At 60.4% G+C, this 24,927-nt stretch carries 19 protein-coding genes; 11 read left to right on the forward strand and 8 right to left on the reverse strand.

What is annotated here, in order from left to right:
* Nucleotides 1-201: 201 nt before the first annotated feature.
* The 4 genes from R5N89_RS02735 to R5N89_RS02750 all read left to right on the forward strand — a co-directional run bounded on the left by R5N89_RS02735 (nucleotide 202) and on the right by R5N89_RS02750 (nucleotide 5,487).
* Nucleotides 202-894: a glutathione S-transferase gene (locus R5N89_RS02735; protein WP_110567061.1), complete on the forward strand. Its 693-nt coding sequence runs from the start codon at nucleotides 202-204 to the stop codon at nucleotides 892-894.
* Between the two features lie 74 nt (nucleotides 895-968).
* On the forward strand, nucleotides 969-2,591 hold the full coding sequence (locus R5N89_RS02740) for an ABC-F family ATP-binding cassette domain-containing protein (RefSeq protein ID WP_110567063.1): 1,623 nt from the start codon (nucleotides 969-971) through the stop codon (nucleotides 2,589-2,591).
* A gap of 72 nt (nucleotides 2,592-2,663) precedes the next feature.
* Nucleotides 2,664-5,045 carry a heavy metal translocating P-type ATPase gene (locus tag R5N89_RS02745; protein WP_110567065.1) on the forward strand — a complete coding sequence of 794 codons (2,382 nt, stop codon included), beginning with the start codon at nucleotides 2,664-2,666 and terminating at the stop codon, nucleotides 5,043-5,045.
* Between the two features lie 175 nt (nucleotides 5,046-5,220).
* Complete coding sequence (locus R5N89_RS02750; protein ID WP_265001368.1) at nucleotides 5,221-5,487, forward strand: metal-sensitive transcriptional regulator; 267 nt, start codon at nucleotides 5,221-5,223, stop codon at nucleotides 5,485-5,487.
* A 121-nt stretch (nucleotides 5,488-5,608) separates the two neighbouring features.
* Here R5N89_RS02750 and R5N89_RS02755 read toward each other — a convergent pair whose 3' ends face one another.
* Nucleotides 5,609-6,718 carry a glycerophosphodiester phosphodiesterase family protein gene (locus R5N89_RS02755; protein WP_110567067.1) on the reverse strand — a complete coding sequence of 370 codons (1,110 nt, stop codon included), beginning with the start codon at nucleotides 6,716-6,718 and terminating at the stop codon, nucleotides 5,609-5,611.
* Between the two features lie 231 nt (nucleotides 6,719-6,949).
* Here R5N89_RS02755 and R5N89_RS02760 point away from each other — a divergent pair, with 231 nt between their 5' ends.
* The 4 genes from R5N89_RS02760 to R5N89_RS02775 all read left to right on the forward strand — a co-directional run bounded on the left by R5N89_RS02760 (nucleotide 6,950) and on the right by R5N89_RS02775 (nucleotide 11,393).
* Nucleotides 6,950-7,231 carry a hypothetical protein gene (locus R5N89_RS02760; protein WP_208624614.1) on the forward strand — a complete coding sequence of 94 codons (282 nt, stop codon included), beginning with the start codon at nucleotides 6,950-6,952 and terminating at the stop codon, nucleotides 7,229-7,231.
* A 578-nt stretch (nucleotides 7,232-7,809) separates the two neighbouring features.
* On the forward strand, nucleotides 7,810-8,424 hold the full coding sequence (locus tag R5N89_RS02765) for a sorbitol dehydrogenase family protein (protein WP_110567069.1): 615 nt from the start codon (nucleotides 7,810-7,812) through the stop codon (nucleotides 8,422-8,424).
* Nucleotides 8,425-8,440: 16 nt separating this feature from the next.
* Nucleotides 8,441-10,078 carry a GMC family oxidoreductase gene (locus R5N89_RS02770; protein ID WP_110567071.1) on the forward strand — a complete coding sequence of 546 codons (1,638 nt, stop codon included), beginning with the start codon at nucleotides 8,441-8,443 and terminating at the stop codon, nucleotides 10,076-10,078.
* Nucleotides 10,071-11,393, forward strand: coding sequence for a cytochrome c (locus R5N89_RS02775; protein WP_110567072.1), 1,323 nt, complete (start codon nucleotides 10,071-10,073; stop codon nucleotides 11,391-11,393). Before R5N89_RS02770 ends, R5N89_RS02775 begins: the two co-directional genes overlap by 8 nt.
* Nucleotides 11,394-11,527: 134 nt before the next feature.
* Here the strand turns inward: R5N89_RS02775 and R5N89_RS02780 are convergent, their stop codons facing one another.
* Nucleotides 11,528-11,806, reverse strand: coding sequence for a hypothetical protein (locus R5N89_RS02780; RefSeq protein WP_110567074.1), 279 nt, complete (start codon nucleotides 11,804-11,806; stop codon nucleotides 11,528-11,530).
* Nucleotides 11,807-11,939: 133 nt separating this feature from the next.
* On the opposite strand from R5N89_RS02780, the gene R5N89_RS02785 reads away from it, so the two are divergent.
* On the forward strand, nucleotides 11,940-12,503 hold the full coding sequence (locus R5N89_RS02785) for a phosphatase PAP2 family protein (protein WP_110567076.1): 564 nt from the start codon (nucleotides 11,940-11,942) through the stop codon (nucleotides 12,501-12,503).
* 184 nt (nucleotides 12,504-12,687) lie between these two features.
* Here R5N89_RS02785 and R5N89_RS02790 read toward each other — a convergent pair whose 3' ends face one another.
* From R5N89_RS02790 to R5N89_RS02805, 4 genes are all read right to left on the reverse strand, one after another.
* On the reverse strand, nucleotides 12,688-14,079 hold the full coding sequence (locus R5N89_RS02790) for an NAD-dependent succinate-semialdehyde dehydrogenase (RefSeq protein ID WP_110567078.1): 1,392 nt from the start codon (nucleotides 14,077-14,079) through the stop codon (nucleotides 12,688-12,690).
* Between the two features lie 243 nt (nucleotides 14,080-14,322).
* Nucleotides 14,323-14,778 (reverse strand): Rrf2 family transcriptional regulator, encoded by a 456-nt coding sequence (locus tag R5N89_RS02795; protein ID WP_110567080.1) that lies wholly within the window; start codon nucleotides 14,776-14,778, stop codon nucleotides 14,323-14,325.
* Between the two features lie 316 nt (nucleotides 14,779-15,094).
* Nucleotides 15,095-17,677, reverse strand: a complete 2,583-nt coding sequence (locus R5N89_RS02800; RefSeq protein WP_373320442.1) for a TonB-dependent receptor plug domain-containing protein — start codon at nucleotides 17,675-17,677, stop codon at nucleotides 15,095-15,097.
* Between the two features lie 532 nt (nucleotides 17,678-18,209).
* Nucleotides 18,210-19,112, reverse strand: coding sequence for a delta(1)-pyrroline-2-carboxylate reductase family protein (locus tag R5N89_RS02805; RefSeq protein WP_110567082.1), 903 nt, complete (start codon nucleotides 19,110-19,112; stop codon nucleotides 18,210-18,212).
* A gap of 237 nt (nucleotides 19,113-19,349) precedes the next feature.
* Between R5N89_RS02805 and R5N89_RS02810 the strand changes: the two genes are divergently transcribed.
* Nucleotides 19,350-19,571: a bacterioferritin-associated ferredoxin gene (locus R5N89_RS02810; RefSeq protein WP_208624615.1), complete on the forward strand. Its 222-nt coding sequence runs from the start codon at nucleotides 19,350-19,352 to the stop codon at nucleotides 19,569-19,571.
* A 357-nt stretch (nucleotides 19,572-19,928) separates the two neighbouring features.
* Here the strand turns inward: R5N89_RS02810 and R5N89_RS02815 are convergent, their stop codons facing one another.
* Together R5N89_RS02815 and R5N89_RS02820 are read right to left on the reverse strand one after the other, a co-directional pair.
* Entirely contained in the window at nucleotides 19,929-21,443 is a 1,515-nt protein-coding gene (locus tag R5N89_RS02815; protein ID WP_110567083.1) for a sodium:solute symporter, read from the reverse strand.
* Nucleotides 21,440-21,616: a DUF3311 domain-containing protein gene (locus R5N89_RS02820; RefSeq protein WP_110567085.1), complete on the reverse strand. Its 177-nt coding sequence runs from the start codon at nucleotides 21,614-21,616 to the stop codon at nucleotides 21,440-21,442. The genes R5N89_RS02815 and R5N89_RS02820 overlap by 4 nt, the downstream gene beginning before the upstream one ends.
* A gap of 558 nt (nucleotides 21,617-22,174) precedes the next feature.
* Between R5N89_RS02820 and ppdK the strand changes: the two genes are divergently transcribed.
* Nucleotides 22,175-24,850, forward strand: coding sequence for a pyruvate, phosphate dikinase (gene ppdK / locus R5N89_RS02825; protein ID WP_110567087.1), 2,676 nt, complete (start codon nucleotides 22,175-22,177; stop codon nucleotides 24,848-24,850).
* Nucleotides 24,851-24,927 lie beyond the last annotated feature (77 nt).

Genomic DNA, 24,927 nt, shown 5'->3' on the forward strand with positions numbered 1-24,927 from the left:
TTAAAAAATAAAAAAGCTTCAGGGAACGCCGCCTTTTTGAAAAAGGGCGGCACCCGAAAACTTCTACCCTTTTCCGTAATCATCAGCCATGTCGCGGGCAGATCTGGCGGAACCAAACAGGCGGCAATCCCCTTATCGCCTGTATCCGCAGCGCGCGTGCCGCCAGGCGGGTCCATGTTTCGCCACGGAAGGTCCGCCGCCATGATTACCGTGCATCATCTCGACAATTCGCGTTCCCAGCGCATCCTGTGGCTGCTGGAGGAACTCGAACTGCCCTACGAGATCCGCTTTTACAAACGCGACCCCAAAACCATGCTGGCGCCCAAAAGCCTGCGCAGGATCCACCCGCTGGGCAAGGCCCCGATCATCACCGATACCGAGGGCGACGTAACGCTTGCGGAAAGCGGGGCCATTATCGAATACCTCGTCGAGCGCTATGGCAACGGCCGCCTGCAGCCCGAACGCAGCACGCCCGAGCACGTGCAGTTTCTGTACTGGCTGCACTATGCGGAAGGCTCGGCCATGCCGCCGCTGCTGCTCAAGCTGGTGTTCGGGCTGCTGCCCACGCGGGTGCCCTTTATCATCCGCCCCGTGGCCAGCCTGATCGCGAGTGGGGTGCAGAGCCGGATCATCAACCCGCAACTCAAGCTGCACATGGATTTCTGGGAGCAGGCGCTAAGCCAGCGCGAATGGTTTACAGGCCAGGACTTCACTGCAGCCGACATCCAGATGAGTTTCCCGCTTGAAGCCGCCGCCTCCCGCGCCGGGGCCTTGCAGGGCAGGCCGCATGTGGGCGCCTTTTTGCGGCGCATCCATGCACGGCCCGCCTATCAGCGCGCGTTGATTAAAGGCGGGGCCTATACCTTCGCCTCGGCAGGTGATGCGCCTGCCTGACAGCACGGCTGCGGTTTACGCCCCACCTCGGTTCGTATTAAGTGCGCGCATTCCTTCCGCGCCCCCGAGGTTCCATGATTCGTCTCGACAGTATCAGCAAGCATAACGGCCAGCGCCTGGTCTTCATTGAAGCATCAGCCGCGTTGCAGAAGGGCGAGAAGATCGGCCTCGTGGGGCCAAACGGAGCGGGCAAGACCACGCTGTTCCGCATGATGACCGGGCAGGACGAACCCGATGAAGGCCAGATCCTGACCGATCGCGGCATTACCATTGGCTTCTTCAGCCAGGATGTGGGCGAGATGACAGGCCGCAGCGCCGTGGCCGAGGTGATGGAAGGAGCTGGCGCCGTATCGGAGGTCGCCTCCGAACTCGCCACGCTGGAAACGGCCCTTGCCGACCCCGAGCAGGCTGATCAGCTTGACGCCATCCTTGAACGTTTTGGCGAGGTGCAGGCCCGTTTTGAGGAACTCGGCGGCTACGCGCTCGACAGCAGGGCGCGTGAGGTGCTGCACGGGCTGGGCTTCAGCCAGGAGATGATGGATGGCGATGTCAGCCGCCTCTCGGGTGGGTGGAAGATGCGCGTGGCCCTTGGCCGCATCCTGCTCATGCGCCCCGATGTGATGCTGCTTGATGAGCCAAGCAACCATCTCGACCTTGAAAGCCTGATCTGGCTGGAACAGTTTCTGGCCGGTTACGATGGCGCGCTGCTCATGACATCGCATGACCGGGCGTTCATGAACCGGGTCATCAACAAGGTAATCGAGATTGATGGTGGCAGCCTGACCAGCTTTTCGGGCGATTACGAGTTCTATGAGCAGCAGCGCGCCCAGAACGAGAAGCAGCAGCAGGCCCAGTTTGAGCGCCAGCAGGCGGCGCTGGCCAAGGAAATCAGCTTTATCGAACGCTTCAAGGCCCGCGCCTCGCACGCAGCGCAGGTGCAGAGCCGGGTCAAGAAGCTGGAAAAGATCGATCGCGTCGAGCCGCCCAAGCGCAGGCAGGCGCTGAGCTTCGAGTTTCCGCCCCCGCCGCGCTCGGGCGAGGACGTGGTCAAGCTGCGTGGCGTGGATAAAAGCTATGGCAGCCGCGTGATCTACCACAATCTCGACCTGCTGATCCGCAGGCGTGAGCGGTGCTGCGTGCTGGGCGTGAATGGCGCGGGCAAGTCCACGCTGCTCAAGCTGGTCACTGGCACGACCCAGCCCGATGCGGGCACGGTCACGCTGGGTGGTAGCGTGAAGCTGGGCTATTTCGCCCAGCACGCCATGGACCTGCTTGATGGCAGCCGCACGGTGTTTGAAACGCTGGATGATGCCTTTCCGCTGGCAAGTCAGGGTTCGCTGCGGGCGCTGGCAGGCAGCTTCGGCTTTTCGGGCGATGAGGTGGAGAAAAGCTGCCGCGTGCTGTCAGGCGGCGAGAAGGCGCGGCTGGTCATGGCGCTGATGCTGTATGACCCGCCCAACTTCCTGGTGCTTGATGAACCGACCAACCATCTCGACATCGCCACCAAGGAAATGCTGATCGCGTCACTCGCGCAGTATGAAGGCACGATGCTGTTCGTATCGCATGACCGGCACTTTCTTGCCGCCCTGTCCAACCGGGTGCTTGAAGTAACCCCCGGTGGCATCCACCAGTATGATGGCGGCTACACGGAATATGTCGCCCGCACCGGGCAGGAAGCCCCCGGGCTGCACGCCTGAACCGGTAGGCCTGCCCTTGAAAATACCATTGGGGGGTATAAAGTCAGGTCGGTGAGCATAAGGAGCGCCGCCGTGGCCCAGACTGTCAGTTTTTCCGTAGGCGGCATGAGCTGCGCGGCCTGCGCCACGCGGCTGGAAAAGGTGCTCAACCGGCAGGGGGGCGTGCAGGCCACGGTCAACTTTGCCACCAACCGGGTGCAGGCCGAGGTCGATGACCCCGCAACCGCGCTGCCTGCCATGGTCGCGGCTATTGGCAAGGCGGGTTTTGAGGTTGCAGAAAACAGCGTGGACCTGTCGGTTACCGGCATGAGCTGTGCGGCCTGCGCGGCGCGGGTCGAGAAAATTCTCAACCGCCTGCCGCTGACACAGGCCAGCGTGAATTTTGCCACCGGGCACGCGCATGTCTCGTACGTGCCCGGCATGGGCGGGCCAGAAACCTTTATTGCCCGCATTGAAAAAGCCGGTTTTGGCGCAACCATGGTAGATGATGCAGCGCCGCGCCCGGACCCGCACGCCCAGCGCATGCAGGCGTGGCGGAGGGAACGCAACGAGTTTACACTCACCCTCGTGCTGGCTCTGCCATTTGCGGCGCAGATGCTGGCCATGCTGGCGGGCATGGGGTTCATGCTGCCCGGCCCCGTGCAGGCAGTGCTGGCCACGGTGGTGCAGTTTTACTGCGCGCGCCACCTCTATCCCCGTGCGTGGAAGGCCGTGCGCGGTGGAGCGGCCAATATGGATGTGCTGGTGGTGCTGGGCACGGGCATCGCCTATTTTTTCAGCCTGACGGTTCTGGTCCTGCGCCTGCCGCAGCCGCTGTATTTCGAGAGCAGCGTTGCCATCATCACGCTCATCTCACTGGGCCGCCTTATGGAGAGCCGCGCGCGTGATAAAACCGCGGCAGGGCTGGAAAGCCTGCTGAAACTACAGCCTCCGCTGGCCCATGTGGAACGCGATGGCGTGGTGCGCGACTGCCCGGTGGAACAGGTGCGCGTGGGCGATGTGTTTATCGTGCGCCCCGGCGAGAGCCTGCCGGTGGATGGCGCGGTGCTTGATGGCGCATCGGATGTGAATGAAGCCATGCTGACCGGCGAGAGCATGCCCGTGGCCAAGCAGGTGCATGACACGGTTTTTGCAGGCACGCTCAACACCACCGGCAGCCTGCGGGTAAAGGCCACCGGCGTGGGGGCGGATACCGCGCTGGCTCATATCGTGAAAATGGTGGAGCAGGCGCAGGGCAGCAAGGCGCATGTGCAACGTCTGGCCGACCGGGTGGCGGGCGTGTTCGTGCCGGTGGTGCTGGTATTGGCAGCACTTACCTTTGGCGTGTGGTGGGGGGTGAGCGGACATGTTTCGGCCAGCCTTATTGCCGCCGTGTCGGTTCTGGTCATTGCCTGCCCGTGTTCACTGGGGCTGGCTACGCCCACCGCCATCATGGTGGGCACCGGGCTTGGCGCGCGTGCGGGTATCCTGTTCCGTAATGCCGATGCGCTGGAACAGGCGCAAAAACTTGATACAATCATGCTCGACAAGACCGGCACCCTGACCGAAGGCACCCCCACGGTGCAGGACGTGCAGGCCCGGCCCGGCGTGGACCTGGTCCACCTGCTGGCAGTGGCCTGCACGCTGGAGCAGGATTCCGAGCACCCGCTGGCCCGCGCCATCATGGCGCATGCCGCCAGGCTTGGCGTGCAACACGGCACGCTGGCCGCCTTTCAGGCTACGCCGGGGCTGGGGGTTGCAGGCATGGTGGATGGCATGGCGGCCTGCCTCGGCGCGCCGCGCTTTCTGGCTGAACGCGGCATTGCGCTGGACCCGGAGGCGGCAGGCGGACTGACGGGCGCGGGGCGCACTGTGATTGGCGTGGCGCAGGCGGGGCGTCTGCTGGGTTATATTGCCCTGTCCGATACGTTACGGCCTGATGCGGTCGCGAGTGTGGCCGCGTTCCGGGCGGCGGGCATCCGGGTGGTCATGCTCACGGGGGATAGCCCGCAGGCAGCAGGCCCCGTCGCGGCCGCAGTGGGGGTGGATGATTACCGCGCGGGCGTGCTGCCCGGTGACAAGGCGCGGATTATCGAACAGTACCGCGCGCAGGGCCATGTGGTGGGCATGGTGGGTGATGGCATCAATGATGCGCCGGCGCTGGCTGCGGCTGACGTGGGTTTTGCCATCGGGGCCGGAGCCGCCATCGCGCGCGAGACAGCAGATATCGTGCTGATGAAGAATGAACTGGCCAGCGTGGGCGACGCCATCTCGCTTTCGCGCGCCACACTGGCCAAGATCCGGCAGAACCTGTTTTTTGCGTTCATCTATAATATTCTGGGCCTGCCGCTTGCAGCCTTCGGCCTGCTCAACCCTATTGTGGCGGCAGGCGCCATGGCCATGAGTTCGGTCTCGGTGGTCAGCAACGCGCTGCTGCTCAACCGCTGGCGGCCGCAACCCCGCGCCCGGAGCTGAATGAGGCTCACATCATGTTACGGCCTGTTCCGCATGCGTGTGCTCGTCTATGCTGCGGCATGGTGGCATGATCCAGCATGATTCAAGGGATGGACGACGACGCGTGACCAGAGATAAACAGCAGGTAACAGACCCCGCAGCCTGCACGCAGTGCGTTCCACAGCATGACAGGGTCGTGGAACAGCCCCACAAGAAAGCCCTGATCAACCGCGTGCGCCGCATTGAAGGGCAGGTGGGCGGCGTGATGAACATGATCGAGAATGACCGCTACTGCGTGGATATTCTGACCCAGATATCGGCGGTAAAGTCGGCGCTTGATGGGGTTGCGATCCAGATCCTGTCCTCTCATGCCAAGGGCTGCGTGCGCAAGGCGGTGCAGGAAGATGGCGGCGAGGAAACGATGGAAGAGCTGCTCGGCATCATCCGCAAGCTGATCCGGTAGGTGCGTTCTCCATTACTGGTAAAGAACGGAACAAAGACGTTTCTGGTAAGGATTTTTTTTAAAAGCTTCGATAGACACTGCTTTTTTTAAAACGGCAGTGCCTATGAAACATATGTTCCCTTTACTGCATGCGGAGCGCCATGCGGCCTATGGCCGGGTCATCGGTAAAGAAGCCATCAAGCCCCAGGTCCAGATAACGCCGTATTTCGGCAATTGCTCCGGGCACGTTGCGCGCGCTGTCGCCCTCGCCATTGCGGAGCTGGGCGGGCAGGAAGTGGTTCTCGGGGCGGAAGGTGTAGGAATGCACCAGCAGGCCCGCCGCATGGGCATCATCAATCAGGCTGGTGGGCGCAAGCCACGCGCCGGAGGCATCACGCGGCATGATGTCATCATTCGAGGGGCCAATGACATCGGCATAGGCCCGCACGCCGCGCAGGCCATCAGGGGTCATGAAATCGCCAAAGGTGACCGGCCTGGCCGTGCCCAGCGTGTCAGGCACCGTTTCCGTGCGCCTGCCCATGAGGAACATGAGCCGCGCCTGCGGGTTGATGGCCTGCACCCGCCCATGGAGCGCGCGCAGGTTCGCCGTCTCGAAGGACTGGACCTCGAGCGGGCAGTAGCGGGTGTAGTCATGGTCGGCGATGACGTGCAGGAACGTCTCCTCCGGCGTATGGCCAAGTTTATGGAAATGCGTTGAATTCTTTATTTCGGGTATCAGCCCGATCATGCGCCCGCGGGTTGCGGCCTCGGCTGCGACAAAGTCGATCACTTCCTCAAAGGTTAGAATATCGAAATGCCCGTCATAACGGGTGTTGTGGGCGCGCAGGGCGGGCAGGCGTTCCCTGGCGCGCAGGGTCTTGAGTTCGGCCAGGGTGAAATCGGTCGTGAACCAGCCGGTTTCCGCCTTGCCATCAATGGTCATGGTGCGACGGCGGCTGGCAAATTCCGGGTGGCTGGCCACATCGGATGTGTCTGCGATATTGCTTTCATGACGGGCGACGAGCACGCCATCACGGGTGGGCACGAGGTCGGGCTCGATATAATCCGCCCCATCGGCAATGGCGCGGGCATAGGCGGCCAGCGTGTGTTCGGGCCGCAGGGCCGATGCCCCCCGATGCGCCATGACAGCAGGCACCGGCGCCAGGGAAGGGTTTGCAAAAGCCTGCCGGGCTGTGGTCAGCGCCGCCATGCTCATCAATGTGCCTGTCATGGCCTGTCTACGGGTCAGCATGCCTCTGTCCTTTAAAAGCGCGCGCCAATTTTAAGCCAGAACGCGCGTAGGGCAATGCAGGGCGACCGGCCAGAACGGCGCTTGACCGGGAATTCTATGTGACAGTTTAATGAAAGTTCTCCTGCAAAAGGAGTAAAGCCGCTTTTGCGATTGTCTTTCCTGTCATGACAGTCTGCTTTCCGGGCTTTATTTACATGTTATGACTGGTGCAGGCTGCCCGGCCAGATCGCCATGGCGGAATCCGAATACTGTCATCCTGAGGGCAATGTCGACGGCACTCTCTCCAGGGGCCATGAAAGCTATTCAGATGGCACATCGGTGGTCTATTGCAATGACATGATGGCATGGCATATTGTGCAAATAAAGGACGTGCTGCACACCACGGTCAACTATTCGGGCAAGTATTTCACCTCGTTTGGTGCAATGCGGGGCGCATCTGACGGGTTTGGCAACGTCCTGACCTTCAACCATGGCTTCTGGCATCAGGTCTGTCCGGGCATTACATTGAAATAGGAAGTCATGAACCTGGCCAACTGGCAGCCACGCTGCGTGAGTGGCGCGTATCTGCAATATGTTGATGAAATGGAGCATTACGGTCGTGCCGTTTATTTCCGTATTGTTTTAGCTGATGGATGACATGTCTAGGGCAGCCATTTCGCAATACTTACTGTCTGGGGCGTGATCGTGGCTCGATCAGGGCCTGAAATGAACGGGTATGGGAGCATCGTGTACATGAAAAACTGAAATAGTAATGATACTTTTTCAATGCATATTAAACGTGTTTTATAATCAGCACGCATGATGCTGTTATAACGGCTGTCATTCATGGTTCTTTCGCCGGGGCGCGGCCATGCGGTTGTGCTGGCTGGCGGTCTGATCCTGTCACTATATTTTTACAAAACATGTCCTGCCTGCGGCAGCCGCTACTTTTACTCGTGAGACGTGAAGCTGCTATACGCGTAGATAGGGGTATAAAAGGTTGCAGGACTGCAGTAAGTGGCGGTATCGATATAAACACTATTGCATCCCGCACGGCCATGCCTGTCTTCCGGCATTCCTGCTGGACCAACGTGCATGAGAGGCGACGCTAGATGGCTGCAGACCGGCCCTGTTTTCCTACCAGTATTCATCGTTCCACCCCCAATACCATCAGACTGAACCGGGCGCTGCGCATGACGCGCCGCGATGCGCTGCTCGGTGCGTTCGGGGCTGCCGTTGTCGTTACGGGCAGCGGGCAGGGCATGGCCGCCACGGCAGAGGAAGACACGGTCATACCGCTGTTCCTCGCCCTGTCGCAGCGCCTGACGGATCGTGACACGCTTGATCCGCGCATTGGTCATGCCCTGTATGCGGGCATCATCCACGCCGTGCCCGAGCGGCGTGACCAGATCCAGAAGCTGCATGATTTCATGACCGGCGGCAATTTTGCCTCCGCCCGCGCGCTCGCCTCCGCCGCCGAGCATCAGGATCCCGTGTTCAAGGATGTCATTCAGGATATCATGACCGGCTGGTATCGCGGCCTGGCCGACCATAAGGTCGTGGTCTATCGCTCCGCGCTGATGTTCGACATCACCAAGGATGCGATCTACCCCAAGACCTATGCAACGGGTGGTCCGTTCTACTGGACCCAGACCCCGCCGGAAGTGGCTGTTCCCACTGGTGAACCCGCTCTTTCGCCTTCGAAACTCGTGATCGAACCTACCTGATATCCGGAGCCTTTTTATGCCGTCCGAACAAGACCTATCTGCCGACGTCGTAATCGTCGGCTCCGGCGTCGCTGGCAGCTCCATTGCCAACGAACTGGCGCGCGCGGGTATTTCCGTCATCGTGCTTGAAGCGGGGCCACGGGTCGACCGCCAGCATTTTGTCGAGAACTTCCGCAACCTCGAGAACAAACCCTCCTATCAGGGGCCGTTCCCGACGGTGCCGTGGGCGCGTCATCCGCCCGATCAGGTTACCCCCAACGATTACCTGCACACCACCGGCCCCGATGCCGAGGCCTACCAGCAGGTCTACCTGCGCATGATGGGTGGCACCACCTGGCACTGGGCTGGCTGCGCGTGGCGTTACCTGCCATCGGATTTTGAACTCAAGACCCGCTATGGCCAGGGCCGTGACTGGGCGCTGAAATATGATGATCTCGAGCCGTTCTACTACCAGGCCGAGGTGATGATGGGCGTGTGCGGCCCGGACCCGAAGGTGGAAGACCTCGGCTCACCGCGCAAGCAGCCCTACCCGATGGATGCGCTGCCCATTTCCTATGCGGCCCAGCAGTTCCGCAAGCTGATTTCGGAAAAGACGCCGTATCGCGTGGTGCATGAGCCGCAGGCCCGCAACACCCGCCCGTATGACAGCCGCCCGACCTGCGAGGGGCATAACAACTGCATGCCCATCTGCCCGATCGGGGCGATGTATAACGGCAGCTACTCCGTCTATCATGCCGAGGCGGCAGGGGCGAAGTTCGTGCCCAACGCCGTGGTGTACCGAATCGAGCGTGACAGCGCCAACAAGCGCGTCACCGCCGTGCATTATTATGATCCCGACAAGGGGTCGCACCGCGTGACCGGCAAGTATTTCGTGATTGCGGCGCACTGCATCGAGACCGCAAAGCTCATGCTGTTCTCCGCCGATGAGCAGAGCCCGGACGGCATCGCCAACAGTTCGGGCCATGTCGGTCGCAACATGATGGACCACACCGGCGTGCAGGTGAGCTTCATCAGTGGCGACAAGGCCCTGTGGCCCGGTCGTGGCCCGCTGGAAACCAACGTGATCGACAATTTCCGCGATGGTGACTGGCGCAACGAGCGTGGCGCGTATCTGGTGCACATGGTTGATGACAACCAGGTTGACCTGGCCACGCAGCTTGCCATCTCCAAGGGGTATGTCGGGCGTGAGCTTGAGGAGCAGATCCGCTATCTCGCCTCGCACACGGTGCGCCTGTTCAGCCATAACGAAGGCCTTGCCGACCCGGACAACCGCCTGACGCTGAGCAAGACCAACAAGGATATTCTCGGCATTCCGCACCCCGAGGTCTATTACAAGCTGCCCGAATATACGGTGAAGAGCTGCGAGCACACGCGCGGCCTGTTCCGTGACCTGATCGGCCTCATGCATGGTACGGATGAGGAATGGACGCCGGGCTACTTCCCGCAGGATCATCCCGCAGGCAGCACCATCATGGGCACCGACCCGAAGGATTCCGTGGTGGACGGCTTCTGCCGCACGCATGACCACGAAAACCTGTTTATCGCGAGTTCGTCCGTTTTCTCTTCGGTCGGAACCGGCAACATCACCCTGACAGTCGCCGCACTTGCCCTGCGCGTGGCTGATACGCTTAAAAAAGAACTCGCCCATGCCTGACGTGACGCGCAAGATCCTGTGGTCGGTTTTGACCGCAGGCACTGCTCTTGCAACATTTTCTGCCGTTCCCGCGCGGGCGGATGATCCTTCTGCCGACCTCATGGCCCGTGGCGAGTATATCGCCACGGCAGGCGACTGCGTTGCCTGTCATACCGCCCCTGGCGGCAAGCCTTTTGCAGGTGGCCTGAAGATCACCACGCCCATGGGCGATGTGGTGACGACCAACATCACGCCTGATCCCGATCATGGCATTGGCAAATACACGGAAGAGGATTTCGAGAAGAGCCTGCGTCATGGCATTCGCCGTGATGGCAGCCGGCTTTATCCCGCCATGCCCTACGTGTCCTATGCCGGCATGACGGATGATGACGTGAAGGCGCTGTATACCTGGTTCATGCATGGCGTGAAGCCGGTGGCCGAGACGCCGCCGGTCACATCGCTCAACTTCCCGGCCAACCTGCGCATCACGATGGGCCTGTGGAACATGGTGGCCACCAGCGAACCCCCCGAAACCGGGGATTCCGCCACCTTTGACAAGCTGCGCCGGGGCAAATACCTGGCCCGTGCCCTTGAGCATTGTGGTACCTGCCATACGCCGCGCAACATCATGCTGAGCGAGAAAGAGGACAGCTACCTTGCAGGTGCCAGCCTGCTCGGGTGGTATGCCCCTAACATTACCTCCAGCAAGACGGGCGGCATCGGCAACTGGAGCGAGGACAACCTCGTTGAATACCTCAAGACCGGCCATGTGGCAGGCCTGAGCCAGGCAGCCGGCCCGATGGGCGAGGCGGTGGAGCACAGCACCAGTCACCTGACCAATGATGACCTGCATGCGCTTGCAGCCTACATCCTGCAGGTGCCTGCCAAGGATGACGAGGCCGAGCGCAGCCCGCGTGAGCAGTTTGGCAAGCCGCTTGAAGAGGCGGATGTCCGCTCGGGTGAACTCACCCGCATCGACAAGCTTGACCCGATGGACGGCGCGCACATCTATGATGCAAACTGCGCGGCCTGTCATGGCAGTAACGGCGCGGGCACGGCTGACCATTATGCACCCTCGCTGTTCCATAACTCGGTGGTTGGCTCAGCGCGGCCCGATGACCTGATTATGGCCGTGCTCAATGGCGTGGACCGTAATGCGGGCGGGGTGCATGTGCATATGCCTGCCTTCAACCAGAGCTCCGACGTGGAGCGCCTGAGCAATGCCGAGATTGCCAGCGTGGTCAACTATGTCACGGCCACGTTTGGCAGTGGCGACCACGGTGTAACCGCCGAACAGGTGGAAAAAATGGGCAAGGAACTGCCCAAGACTCCCTAAAGGCTTTTCAGGCTCCGGCGGTGTCTGCATCCCCATTGAGGGGTGCAGGGTCGCCGGGGTTGGTCTTTGCAATACTGTCAGCGCAGGAAATATTTGTCCTGCCGGTGCAGTAAAAAAGTATCTCTCTATAATATTTACTTTTTGCGCCGGGGCGGAAAACGCTCCGGCGCTTTTGCTGCATCAAAGCCGTGTTCTTCTACCCGCAGCGGAACGATCATGTCTGGCGCATGGTTTCTGCCTGGCCAATGACCCCAGATGACTTTTGCTGCGAATGTGCGGCCACGGCATTCAACATTCACCATATCACCCACCACGGGAACCGGACCGTTGAAGAGGTTCTGATCAGCGCGAAGTTCGCATTCGGTCACGACTTCCCCTGATTGCAGCAATATCCGTTTGATCCAGTAGCGCATACTACAGGCATAGCAGATAGCGCCTTATGGCAGGCCCCACAATGAATCCTGGCGCGGCAGAAACGGTGTTCGCTAGCGAGCGGGGAGTGTCTGTGATAGGCACGACAGGCGCAAAACGGGACCCAGGATCATAATGCTGCATTTCATCACCGATTTTGCCGATCAGGCCGTGATGCTGCCGGTGATGATAACTGTGGCCCTTATCATGGTTGTGTACGGCTGGTGGCGCGGCGTTGTGGTCTGGACGGTTACAGCCGCCGCGATGCTGGCGGTCATGCTGCTGCTTAAAATAGCCGGTCTTTATTATGCCGCGAGTGAACAGGCCGCCATTATCAGCCCCAGCGGGCATGTTGCAGCGGCGTGCATGGTGTATGGCGGGCTTCTTGTTCTGCTGGGACGGCGGTATTTCATGCGTTTCCCAGCTCTTATGCTGGTGCCGTTATCGGGCATTGGCATTGCCGTGGCGTGCACCCGCGTGGCGTTGCATACCCATACCCTGTTCGAGGTCGTGACAGGTGGGGTGGTTGGCTGTGCCGCGGGCCTGGTGCTGGGGCGTGCGTGCGGGCCTGTGCCGCCGCGGTTATGGCTTTATCTGCTACCTGGGGTGGCGTGCGTGGCCATGCTGTTCCATGGAGCGCATCTGGGCATTGAAGGAGCGATACGCGCTATGTTTTTGCCCAGGAGGGTTATGACGTGATTGAATTGAAATAATAAAATTTCAGGTTCTGTTTTTTAAAAGTAAGGTTCTCTGAAGCATTTTAAAAAAAGCTTCACCCAAAACTTTTTTGTTTTTTAGGGTATTTTGCGGCCAGCGGCCCGGACGGGCACTGGCAAGGCGTCATGCCTCAGCCAGTGCCCGGTTTTTAACCGATCTGTGCGGATCAGAACGGGGCGTCGATGTCCACAACGTCAATCAGCTTGTGATTGACGAATTCCTTGATGCCAAGACCGATCAGCTCACGGCCGTAGCCCGAGCGCGCCACGCCGCCAAACGGCAGGTCGGCCTTCACCATGGTCGGATGGTTGACATAGACCATGCCGGTATAGATCTGCTCGGCCACCTTGACGCCGCGCTTGGTGTCCTTTGTGAAGACAGCACCACCCAGCCCGTAGGGCGAGTCATTGGCGATGCGGATGGCATCAGCCTCGTCCTTGGCGCGGTAAAGCTGCGTTACGGGGCCAAAGAACTCCCAGTGGCGGGCTTCGTTGTTCTCGTGCAGGTTGGTCATGAGCAGAGGCTGGAAGAAGGCACCCTTCTCCGGCACGGGTGCGCCAATCACTTCCACAACAGCGCCATGCTTCTTGGCTTCTTCAACCTGCGCGCGCAGGTCATCGGCTGCCTTCTGCGAGGAGAGGGGGGCCAGCTGCGTTGCCGGGTCCATCGGGTCGCCAGCCTTCAGGCTGGCCACGCCCTTCTTGTACAGCTCCACAAAGCGGTCATAGATCGCATCAGCCACGATCAGGCGCTTGGCCGAGACGCAGACCTGGCCCGCATTCCAGTGGCGGCCAAACACGGCCCACTTCACGGTCTTTTCCAGGTCGGCATCTTCCAGCACCACGAATGCGTCGGAACCACCAAGTTCCATCGTGGATTTCTTGAGCGCCTTGGCGGCAACGCCTGCCACAATGGCGCCAGCACCTTCGGAGCCGGTCAGGGCCACGCCACACACGCGCGGATCGCTCAGGATCACCTCGGTGTGGTGGCGGGCGGCGTACAGGTTGCGGAAGCCACCCTTGGGCAGGCCGGCTTCCTGCATCAGCGTATCGAAGGCTGCGGCACACTGCGGCACGTTGGAGGCATGCTTGAGCAGCACCGTGTTACCGGCGGAAAGCTGCGGCGCGATGATGCGGGCTACCTGATAGTAGGGGAAGTTCCACGGCTCGATGGCAAAAACGATGCCCTGCGGCTGGTGGATGATCATGGCCTCGCCCTCAGCGGGGTTGGCGACCGGCAGCTTCTCGGCTTTCAGCAGGCGCTCGGCATGTTCGGCGTAGTATTCGAAGATCTCTGCCGACAGGATGGTCTCGGCCTTGGATTCCGCATACGTCTTGCCCATTTCCAGCGTGATCAGGCGGGCATATTTGTCAATGTCGCGACGCAGGATGGCACCTGCGGCCTTCATCACTTCCGCACGTTTGGCAAACGAGGTGTGGCGCCAGGCCTTGAAGGCCTCATAAGCATCGGTCAGCGCGGTCTGGACTTCCTGATCCGTAGCATCGGGGAAAGTCTTCAGCTTTTCACCAGTATAAGGGTTGGTCGTAGCATAAGCCATGGACAATCTGTTCCTTAGAGTTTCGTCAAGTATATATTCCACGTGCAGGCGTGCAAGAATCGTTTCAGGTATCACTAACGCCCCGAACGTGCAAAAGCTGATTTTCCATCAAGGTGGCAAAAACATGGAGATTTCTTCACGGAAAACCGGACTTTCCCGCCCTCTTGGCCTGCTCCGTGCCGAGGGCGGGCGGTGATGGTAAAATGGAATTTACCGTCTGCGCGCCATGGGCTTCAGGCGTGCTCAGGCAGGAAGCGGGGCGCCGAGCATCTTGCGTTCCCGGTCGGTCATGACATCCGCCAGCGTATAACGGTCCAGCACCGAGATGAATAACCCCAGCGCTTCATTAAGCACGCCGCGCAGGCGGCACACATCGCTCAGGATGCAGCCCTTGCGGGTTACGCCTTCAGGGGGTGTGGGCTGCATGCAGGCCACCAGTCCCATATCTTCTTCCGTATAGCGCACGACATCACCGATCACGATCTGCGCGGCAGGCCGGCCCAACCGCAGGCCGCCATTGCGCCCACGGATGGTTTCCACAAAGCCGCCCTGTCCCAGCCTGTGGATGATCTTGATCAGATGATTTTCCGAAATACCATAAGCCTGCGCGACCTCCCTGATCGACGTCAGGCGGTCGGTATGGATGCCCAGATAGATCAGGGTTCTCAGGGCATAATCGGTATGCAGGGTCAGGCGCATGAGAGGAGATATATAGATTTCCCCTCTTAATTCCAGTGGATAATGTTATTTCCCGTTCTGGCTGCGTCCGATAAAAGCGGCGAAAGGACAGGCTGATATGCGGGAAAAACCCGCATCATCAGGCAGATTGCACGCTGGCGGCATAGCTGCAGGAAAAGGACGAATTCAGGGTATGCAACGCCCGTGAGAATGGCAATTGGGCAAAGAGCCGCCATGAGGCAGCGCGACAACCGCACGTGGATTGAAACCCGGCAGAAGAACAGAAAATGCCCATGGCTTTCACCATGGGCATTGTCATCAGGAAAGATGGAAACGATCAGAAGTTGGCGTTGAGGCGACCGTAGTAGTAGCCACCCGTGATGGGGATCTGCGCCGAGTTCTCATCATACGGCATGGCGCCAAGGGCATTGAGTTCCTGTGACATCATGCGCGGGCGGACATTGAACACGTTGTTCGCGCCAACAGCGAAGTGCCAGTTCTTCTGGAACCGCACGCCAATCTCGATATCGGTCAGCCAGTGCGGGGTGTTGATGAACTGCTGCAGTGCGTTGTTGGAGTACTGCAGCCCGGTTGGGCCCCAGTCCTGGTACTGCAGCATGGAGGTCGTCTGGCCGTAGCGGGTCTGACGGATGTTGAAGTCCCAGTTTTTGTAGGTGTAGTAGGCGTTCAGGATGATCTTGCTGCGCGGGTTGTCAGACGTGATCGAGGCAATATCCGCCAGGTTCAGGTTCGAGCCGTTATGGTGCAGGCGCGTGCGGTTGAGGTCGATCGACATCGACAGCGCCAGATTGCCATACTTGTGGAAGCGGAAGAGGTAATCCGCCTTGATGTCCACGCCCTGCGTGCGGGTGCTGGCACCGTTGGTGAAGTAATCGGCATAAACGTTATCGTAACCGGAGAAGCCGGTCGGCAGCGAAGCCAACTGGGCAATGGCCTGTGCTGCGACTTCACCCTGGGTCGTATTGCCATAAGGGGTGGAGCCACCGAAGTTCGTATCCTGAACAATACGGTCACGCAGGTTGATCTGGTACACGTCCGCTTCCACATGGAAGTTATCGACGGGCTCCAGCACGATACCACCGCTGACGCTGGTCGAACGCTCGGGCTTCAGCTTGGTCGCGCCAATGGCCTGTGCGGCTGAGGAATCGGCGGCCAGCAGGCCACTTGCACCGGTGGGCGAGACGTTGACGGCGCTGAAGTGCGATTCAGCCAGTGTGGGCGCACGGAAACCGGTGCTGATGGTGCCACGGATGGCAACGCGCTTGTTGAAGTTATAGCGTGTTGAAATCTTGCCGTTCTCGGTATTGCCGACGTCGGTGTAATGCTCCAGTCGACCCGCGAAATCGAGTTCCCACTTCTTGGTCAGGTGGAAGTCGCCATCCAGGTACCAAGACCAGATATCACGATACCACGTGCCAGCCGAACCCGGTGAAATACCGGCATAGCCCTGCGTGCCGCCATTTTCGTAGGAGACGGGGTTGCCTGCTGTAATGTTGTAGGATTCCATGCGCTCTTCAGCGCCGAAGGCCAGCGTCATGGGCACGGCATGCCCGATATCGAAATGGCGGCGGAAGTCAATGTTGTTGGTCCACTGCGCCATGCTGTAGGTCTCGGCGCGCGCCTTGCGCGGGCTGGAGCCGTAAGTATTAACGTAGCTGGTGTTCAGGGTGTTCTTGTTGCCGATCTTGTCGATATCTTCGCCATAGGTCGTGCTGAGATCCCAGTTGAAGCCCATGAAGTTGTTACCCTTCAGGCCCAGCGTGGCGGCAAAGTCGTTTTCTTCCATGGTTTCCAGCGGGGAGAAACCATAAGGGGCGATGCTTTCGCACGCGGTGCAGCTACCGCCTACGGAAGGCGTGCGGTAGTTTTCATAAGCTTCCGAGTGGCGATGGGCATAGGTGATAAGCCCGTAAAAATTGATGCCGGGGGTGAACTGCTTACCCCATTCAATCGCCAGGTTTTCACGCGTTTCTTCAGGCGTGCTCATGATCTTGTTGGAGTTCGTAGCGATCTTGCCTGCATTGGGGCCAGTATAGGTCCCGCTGGAGGCGCTGGCGGGCTGGGAGCCAAGCAGGCGGTGATCATGCGCGTTGTTGGCCACGAAATGATCGGTGTGGTACATCTGCCCGCTGATATGCAGGAAACCGTCCTGGCCGAGCTTCATGCCGCCATCGGCGTTGAGCTGGTAGTTCCAGCCATCGCCATTATAGGCGTTGGCGCCAGTCTGGCCGCTCAGGTTCAGGCCATGATCCTGCTTTTTGGTAATGATGTTGACCACGCCCGCGATCGCATCCGAGCCATACATGGCGGCCGCGCCATCTTCGAGCACTTCGATATGGTCGATGGCATTGGCGGGGAGCATGTTCAGGTCAACCGGAGTGGAGCCTGATTCCGGGCCTGAATCCGCATACAGGTTGGCCGTGGTGTGGCGGCGCTTGCCATCAACGAGCACGAGCACTTCGTTCGGGTTCAGGCCACGCATGCGGATGGCGGATGTCAGCGCGCCCGCATCGGCACCCATCGCGGTGACATTGATCGAGGCATTGGTGCGGGTCAGCGCATCGGCAAGGTTCATCTGGCCCGAGCGGCGCAGGGCCGCCCCGCTGATGACCGAGACCGGGCTCATGCTGTCACGCGCCTTGCGGTTGGTGGAGTGCGTGCCGGTGGAGACGCTGATCTGCTCGACACCGGAGCTGTTCACGCCCCCATTATCGGTCTTGGCGGCCTTGAGGGTAGTGCTGGCACGGCTGTGCGCCTGTGCGGTTGCAGTGTGGTGCGCCCGTACGGTGCTTCCCTTCTGATCCGCTGTTGTCGCGCTACCAGATGGTGTGGCGGCCATCGCTCCATAGGAAACAAAAGAGCAGATAGTCGTAATCAAAAGAGAAGTGCGTCTGTTCATCGAGTGCCCCGCAATCCATAGCTCGTGATGCTATTTATTAGCGGCGCGTAATAATTTGCGAGAGGGAAAAGCACCCCCCCGATCATTGCGCAGGAGATATGTTGCGGCGCTGCAACACAATGTTGGATGTTACTTTAAGTTAACTTTGCATGAGACGAAACTGATGGCGCCCTGGAAATTTCCAGGCATGATCCTGTAATATCTTTTATTTTCAATAAATTATAAATTTCCTGCGCCCTTCGCTTTCTCAAGGCGTTTTCGTAGTTGACAGTGGGTGGAAAGTTATTTGGTTCTTTGTAATAACAAAATGAAATCAATATATTGCCTATTCCCGTATATCGATGGAAAGCGTGATATAAAAGATACGCTCGCCTGTGTGCCGGTTGCATTTCTGACTCATGTCGCAGCCTGGAGCCCCATTGTTGTTTCGGCTGCTGATGTCGGGGGCTGTCTTGTCCCGGATGGCGGGTGAAAGGACTGGAATCGGCGCGGTTACGGCAGAATCGGTTCGGGTTGCGGATGGAGAGGGCGTTTATCCTCCCTGCAGGCGGGCTACCCGGCAGGCGGCCAGATCCCACGCGGCGCACCCGACGGATTTGAAAAGCACAGGCTGCTCCGCAGGCGGAATGCGACCTTGCAGCGCCAGCGAGAGGGGATGGACGGTCTGCCAGTCCACGCCTGCCTGATACAGATCGCCCGCTTCCGTCGGGGCGCCGATCGGGTCATCAACATAAAGGGCGCTACCCGCAATGGTGGTGGGGCCAATTTCCACCATGTCGGTCCGGTAGGCGCCAACGCCTATGACAAGGCAGGATGCGCGGGCGGGTTCATTATAGATGACCGATGTGCTGGCCGTGAGCGTCAGCACCACATCAAAGGGATCTTCATGCGCCTGTTCGGGGCGCACGTTCAGGCTTGGCATGGCGTGCGCCGCGCAGAAGGCCCGCGCCCGCTCGGGCGTGCGCCCGCGTATGACAATGGTAATGCCGGGATGGATGGCATCAAGGGCCTGCAGATGCGCGATGGCCTGCGTGCCGGTGCCGATCAGCAGCACGCGCTGCACGGGGCCGTGCGCCAGCGTGCGGATGCCAAGCAGGCTGATGCCGGCAGTGCGACGCATGGTGACGGTGGGGCCATCAAGCGTGAACAGAAAGCGCCCGGCCTGCGCTTCGGCGCAGATGACCTGCCCCTGTATGGCGGGCAATCCGTGGGCCGGATTGCTGGCAAACAGGGTCAGCAGTTTGGTGACCATGATGTCATCAGCCACGCAGGGCATGCTCATGAGCGCGCCGCGCTGGTCGCTGGTGCGGATGGTGGTGCGCTCGGGGCACAGGATCTGGCCCTGAGCCGTATCACGCGCCGCCTGTGCCAGGGCATCGATCAGGGCAGGGAAGGGGAGAAGGGCGCGCGTTTCAGGCGCGGAATACTGCTGCATGCGTGTGAACCGTTGCATCATGGGAAGAAGATATATGGGTATTGGATTTCTCGGCTGCCGTCATCGTGCATGGTGCATTTGTCAAAAACAAAATGTTATCGCCCGTAACAAAAATGAAAATGGCATAATGCATATGACTGCCTGTCCTGCCCGCGCTGTTTTTTTTGGGGTTAATTGTATTGCGATTTGTTCTCATTCGTGATTATGGTGCTCCCACATCATGAATGGGATGGATAAATGTTTGTCTGCTCCTGCAATATGCTGACTGACACGGACGTAGAGACCGCCGCCCGCAATGGCGCGGTCAGGCCTAAAGAAGTCTATGAATCCAAGGGCTGTCGGGCCCAGTGCGGTAACTGCGTGCCCGGTGTGGTGTGCATCCTGCGACAGCTTGCCCGTCAGGGGCGCAAGGTCATGCCCGAGGTGGCGCATGTGCACCCCGATATGCAGGCCATCTGACCCGGTTTCCGGCTTGTGCGGTGCCTGTGCAGGGCTTTTATGTGTCTTTCCCCGCCCTGCCATCGTTTGGCAGACCGGCAGGGGCTTCATCAGGATAAAGGCGTGTGACGCCAGATAGGGGCGGCAAGTCACGCCCGATCGGGCGTCAGGATGCGCCGGAGCCCGAGCAGCGACCTGATTGCAGGCATAAAAAACGGCACGCCTGCAGGGCGTGCCGCTATGTCCCGATTACAGGAAATGACAGGGGTTTCTGGTGAAACTTTTTTCAAAAAGCTTCAGGAGGCACCGCTTTTGTTAAAAAAAGACGGCGCCCCAAAATGCTTTATGTCAGTGCAGACCGAATGGCACGGTCACTTCTCAGCCCTGCCGCCGCATGTTCTGGCGGGGCTGGAGGGTGGAGGGCGATGCCCCCAGCGCCAGCCGGATCACGCTGCCCAGCACCATCGTCACCATGATATTGACGCCCAGCGCCAGCAGTCCAGTTGAAACGGAAGCCGAAAAGCCACCAAACGCAATGGGGTGCACGGGTTTGAGCCCATCCAGCCAGCACAGCCCCAGCCCGAACAGCGAGCCGCTAGCCCAGCCGCCAATCAGTGCGGGGGCTGACAGCCGCAGCGGCAGCAGGCCCATGATCAGCGCAGGGAAGGTCTGGAGAATGATGACGCCGCCCAGCAGTTGCAGGTCGATCGCGAACTTGGCGTTGAGGAACACGACGCAGCCCAGCGCGCCCACTTTCACGCCCAGCCCGGCCAGACGCGAGCCGGTGACCGATTCGCTATGGCGCGGCAGGATGTTGTGCATGATCAGGTTGGCCGCGCCAATCGCCATGACCGAGGCAGGCACAAGCGCCCCCACCGCAATGGCGGCAAAGCAGAAGCCCGCGAACCATGAGGGGAAGATGGCCAGAAACAGCTGCGGCACCACCTGCGAGGATGACGTGGTTACGATTCCCGCCGCATGCGCCATCAGCCCCAGCAGCGCGATCAGCCCGAGCACAATGGTGTAGATGGGGAGGAACACGGCATTCTGCCGGATGGTATCGGCGGATTTGGCCGCCAGAATGCCGGTCAGCGTATGCGGGTAAAGGAAGGCGGCAAAAGCCGATGAAAGCGCAAGCGTGGCATAGGGTACCGTCTGGTCCTGTGACACGATGCGGCCGCCGGGGATGGCGGGCAGGTGTTCCGTCGCCGCATGGAACATGGCGCCATAGCCACCAAGGTGGATCGGCACGATAATGACCGCCGCCAGCACGGCGATATAGATCATTACATCCTTGATGAACGCGGTCAGCGCTGGCGCATGCAGGCCACCCAGCCACGTATAGGCGGCCAGCGACACGAACGCGAACAGCAGCGGCAGCATGCCGGTATAGCCCAGCGCTTCGACAACCGTGCGGATGCCGATCAACTGCAGCGCGATATAGGGCAGCACCGCCACCAGCCCGCTTATGGCCACCGCCAGTTCCAGCGTGCGGCTGCCAAAGCGCGCGCGCACGATATCGGCCGCCGTGGCGTGGCCGCCATCGCGCGCGATGGTCCACAGCTTTGGCATTACGGCGAAGATGAACGGATAGACAATGATGGTGTAGGGCAGCGCGAAAAAGCCGAACCCCCCGGTGGAATAGACCAGCGCGGGCACCGCGATGACCGTGTAGGCGGTATAGAAATCACCCCCCACCAGAAACCATGTCACCCAGGCGCCGAACTCACGCCCGCCCAGCCCCCATTCCTCGCCCTGGCTGTGATGGGTCGTGGCCTTGCGGCGGTTGAGCAGCGGGCGCCAGAACCGCACCGTGCTGCCCAGCACGATGGTTGCGACAAAAAAGAGGATAAACACGCCAATGGCGGCATTGTCAGGCAGGGAGGCGCTCATGACTGTTTGTCCACCTTCCACGCCATCCAGATCAGGACGGAGGTTACGGGCACCCAGGCAAGCTGGTACCAGTAAAAGAACGGGAAGCCGAGCAGCACCGGATCGTGCCGGTTATATAGCGGCACCCACAGCAGCCCGGCAAAGGGCAGCAGGAGGAGTATGGTTTTTTTCATGTTGACCGGACTTCTTGTTTTTGTGTGGCCGTCAGCAATTTTTCTGGAAAGCACGGTAAGGTGTCAACATAATTAAGGGTGTTTTAAAAGTATTTTTTGAAGAATTGATCGGGTTATTTTTGTAATTACATTTTTTATTGTGCGATGCGCAATGCTTTTGCTGCGATGCACAATGCAATGCAGCAAAAACAGGTGTTTTGCAGGCCAAAAAAATTATCCACAAAACAAATAACTAAAATTATTAAAAATAATATAATGAGTGTCCCGTTGGTGGGCCTTATAGGGTTCATGTCAGAATTTTTAAAAATAACCCATTATAATTAAAGTATATTATTCTGATTGCCTGCGCCGCAGCCTGCCCCACGCGCCCATGGCGGCGCAGCCCGGCAACCCGTGGCCGGTGAAAATAGTGATTGCCCGCCCTTGCCCGTGCCGGTTAAATTCACGACCCGGACCTGCCAACAACAAACAATATTAAAAAGCACGGTCGTCTGTTTTTACCCTGTGCCGGAGCAGGCGTTATCCTTGACAGACGGGCGCGCGTAGGAACGAACAGACATGACCAAATGGGTTTATAGCTTCGGAGATGGCCTGAACGAAGGGCGCGCGGAGATGCGCAACCTTCTGGGCGGCAAAGGCGCCAACCTGGCGGAAATGGCGGCAAACGGCCTGCCGGTGCCCCCGGGCTTCACCATTACAACGGAAGTCTGTTCGGCCTTTTATGAAAATGGCCGGAAATACCCCGCCGAGCTTGAGGCGCAGGTGAACGAGGCGCTGCGCCGGGTCGAGCAGTCGATGGGCCTGCGCTTTGGCGATGCAGCCGCCCCGCTGCTGGTTTCGGTGCGTTCGGGCGCGCGCGTGTCCATGCCGGGCATGATGGATACCGTGCTCAACCTCGGCCTCAATGACGAGACGGTGGAAGGTCTGGCCCGGTCCTCCGGCGATGCCCGCTTCGCATGGGACAGCTACCGCCGCTTCATCCAGATGTATGGTTCGGTGGTGATGGGCGTGCCCCACCATCACTTCGAGGATGTGCTCGAGCAGTTCAAGCGCGCGAGCAAGGTGGAAGACGATACCGCCATCACGGCAGAGCAGTGGCGCACCATCGTGGCCGATTACCGCCACCTCATCAGCACCCATGCCGGAACCGAATTCCCCACCAGCCCGCAGGACCAGCTCTGGGGTGCGATCGGGGCGGTGTTCGGCTCGTGGATGAACCCGCGCGCTAATACCTACCGCAAGCTGCACGAGATCCCGGCCTCATGGGGCACGGCGGTCAACGTGCAGTCCATGGTGTTCGGCAACATGGGCGATGACTGCGCCACGGGCGTGTGCTTCACGCGCGATCCGTCCACGGGCGAGAACATTTTCTACGGCGAATACCTCATCAACGCGCAGGGCGAGGACGTGGTGGCGGGCATCCGCACGCCGCAGCCCATGGCGTGTGCGCGCGCCGAGGCGGGCCAGCACCCGATGGAAACTACCCTGCCGCAGGCTTACGCCGAGCTGATGCGCGTGCGCTCCGTGCTGGAAACCCATTACAAGGACATGCAGGACATCGAATTCACCGTCCAGCGCAACGTCCTCTACATTCTCCAGACCCGCAGCGGCAAGCGTACCGCCGCAGCAGCGCTGAAGATCGCCATCGACATGGCGCGTGAAGGCCTGATCACGCAGGAGGACGCGATCCGCCGCGTGCCGGCCTCCTCGCTCGACCAGCTTCTCCACCCCACGCTCGACCCCAAGGCCGAGCGCGTGCAGCTTACGCGCGGCCTGCCTGCATCGCCGGGGGCGGCTGCCGGTGCGGTCGTGTTCTCGGCCGAGGAATGCGAGGCGCGGGCGGCCAAGGGCGAGGACGTGATTCTTGTGCGTATCGAGACCTCGCCGGAGGACGTGCACGGCATGCACGCTGCCCGTGGCGTGCTCACCACCCGTGGCGGCATGACCTCGCACGCCGCCGTGGTGGCGCGTGGCATGGGCCGCGTGTGCGTGGCGGGCGCTGGCAGCATCCATGTCGATTACGCCGCTGGCACCATGACCATTGGCGCGCACACCATCGCGCAGGGCGAGTGGATCACGCTCGATGGCGGCACGGGGGCCGTCTATCTGGGCCGCGTGCCTACCATAGCACCCACGCTGTCCGATGATTTCAACACGCTCATGGGCTGGGCCGACAGCGTGCGCCGCCTTGGCGTGCGCGCCAACGCCGAAACGCCTGATGATGCCGCCACCGCCCGGCGCTTCGGCGCGGAGGGCATTGGCCTTGCCCGCACGGAGCACATGTTCTTCGGGCCTGACCGCATCGGGCTGGTGCGCCAGATGATCATCGCCGATGATGAACTGGTGCGCCAGAAGGCCATTGCGGGGCTGCTGCCCTTCCAGCGTGATGACTTCGCCAGCCTGTTCCGCATCATGGCCGGGCTGCCTGTTACCGTACGCCTGCTCGACCCGCCGCTGCACGAGTTCCTGCCGCATGAGGAAGCCGAGATGGCTGAAGTGGCGCAGGCGCTGGGCAAGGGCGTGGAAGAGGTTCGTACCCGCTGCGCGGCGCTGGCCGAGACTAACCCGATGCTGGGCCACCGTGGCTGCCGCCTTGGCCTGACCAGCCCGGAAATCTATGCCATGCAGGTGCGTGCCCTGATCCAGGCCGCCGTGATTGTGGAGAAGGAACTCGGCAAGCCCATCCGCCCCGAGATCATGATCCCGCTGGTGGCGACGCAGGCCGAACTGGCCACCACCCGCCGCGCTGCGGAAGACGAGATCGCCCGCGTGCTGAAGGAAGAGGGCACCAACCTCAACTACTACATCGGCACCATGATCGAACTGCCGCGTGCCGCCATCCAGGCGGACAAGATTGCGGAATATGCCGATTTCTTCTCGTTTGGCACCAACGACCTGACCCAGACCACCTTTGGCCTGTCGCGTGATGATGCGGGTTCATTCCTGCCTTACTACGTTGATAACGGCCTGCTGCCGCGCGACCCGTTCGTATCCATCGACCGTGATGGCGTGGGCGCGCTCGTGCGCCTTGGCGTGGAGCGTGGGCGCCAGACCAGCCCGGACCTCAAGCTGGGCATCTGCGGCGAGCATGGCGGCGACCCGGATTCCATCGCGTTCTTTGATGAAGTCGGGCTGGACTACGTATCGTGCTCGCCCTTCCGCGTGCCGGTGGCCCGCCTTGCCGCCGCACAGGCGGCCCTTGCCACCCGCAACAAGGTCGGCAACCCCGCCTGACGTGCATATGGTGGCATAGATACTGAAAAAAATGGCGCGTCGCCTGCCCTGGGGCAGCGGCGCGCCTGTCAGGCAGG

The sequence above is a fragment of the Komagataeibacter sucrofermentans DSM 15973 genome (assembly GCF_040581405.1).
GTDB lineage: Bacteria > Pseudomonadota > Alphaproteobacteria > Acetobacterales > Acetobacteraceae > Komagataeibacter > Komagataeibacter sucrofermentans.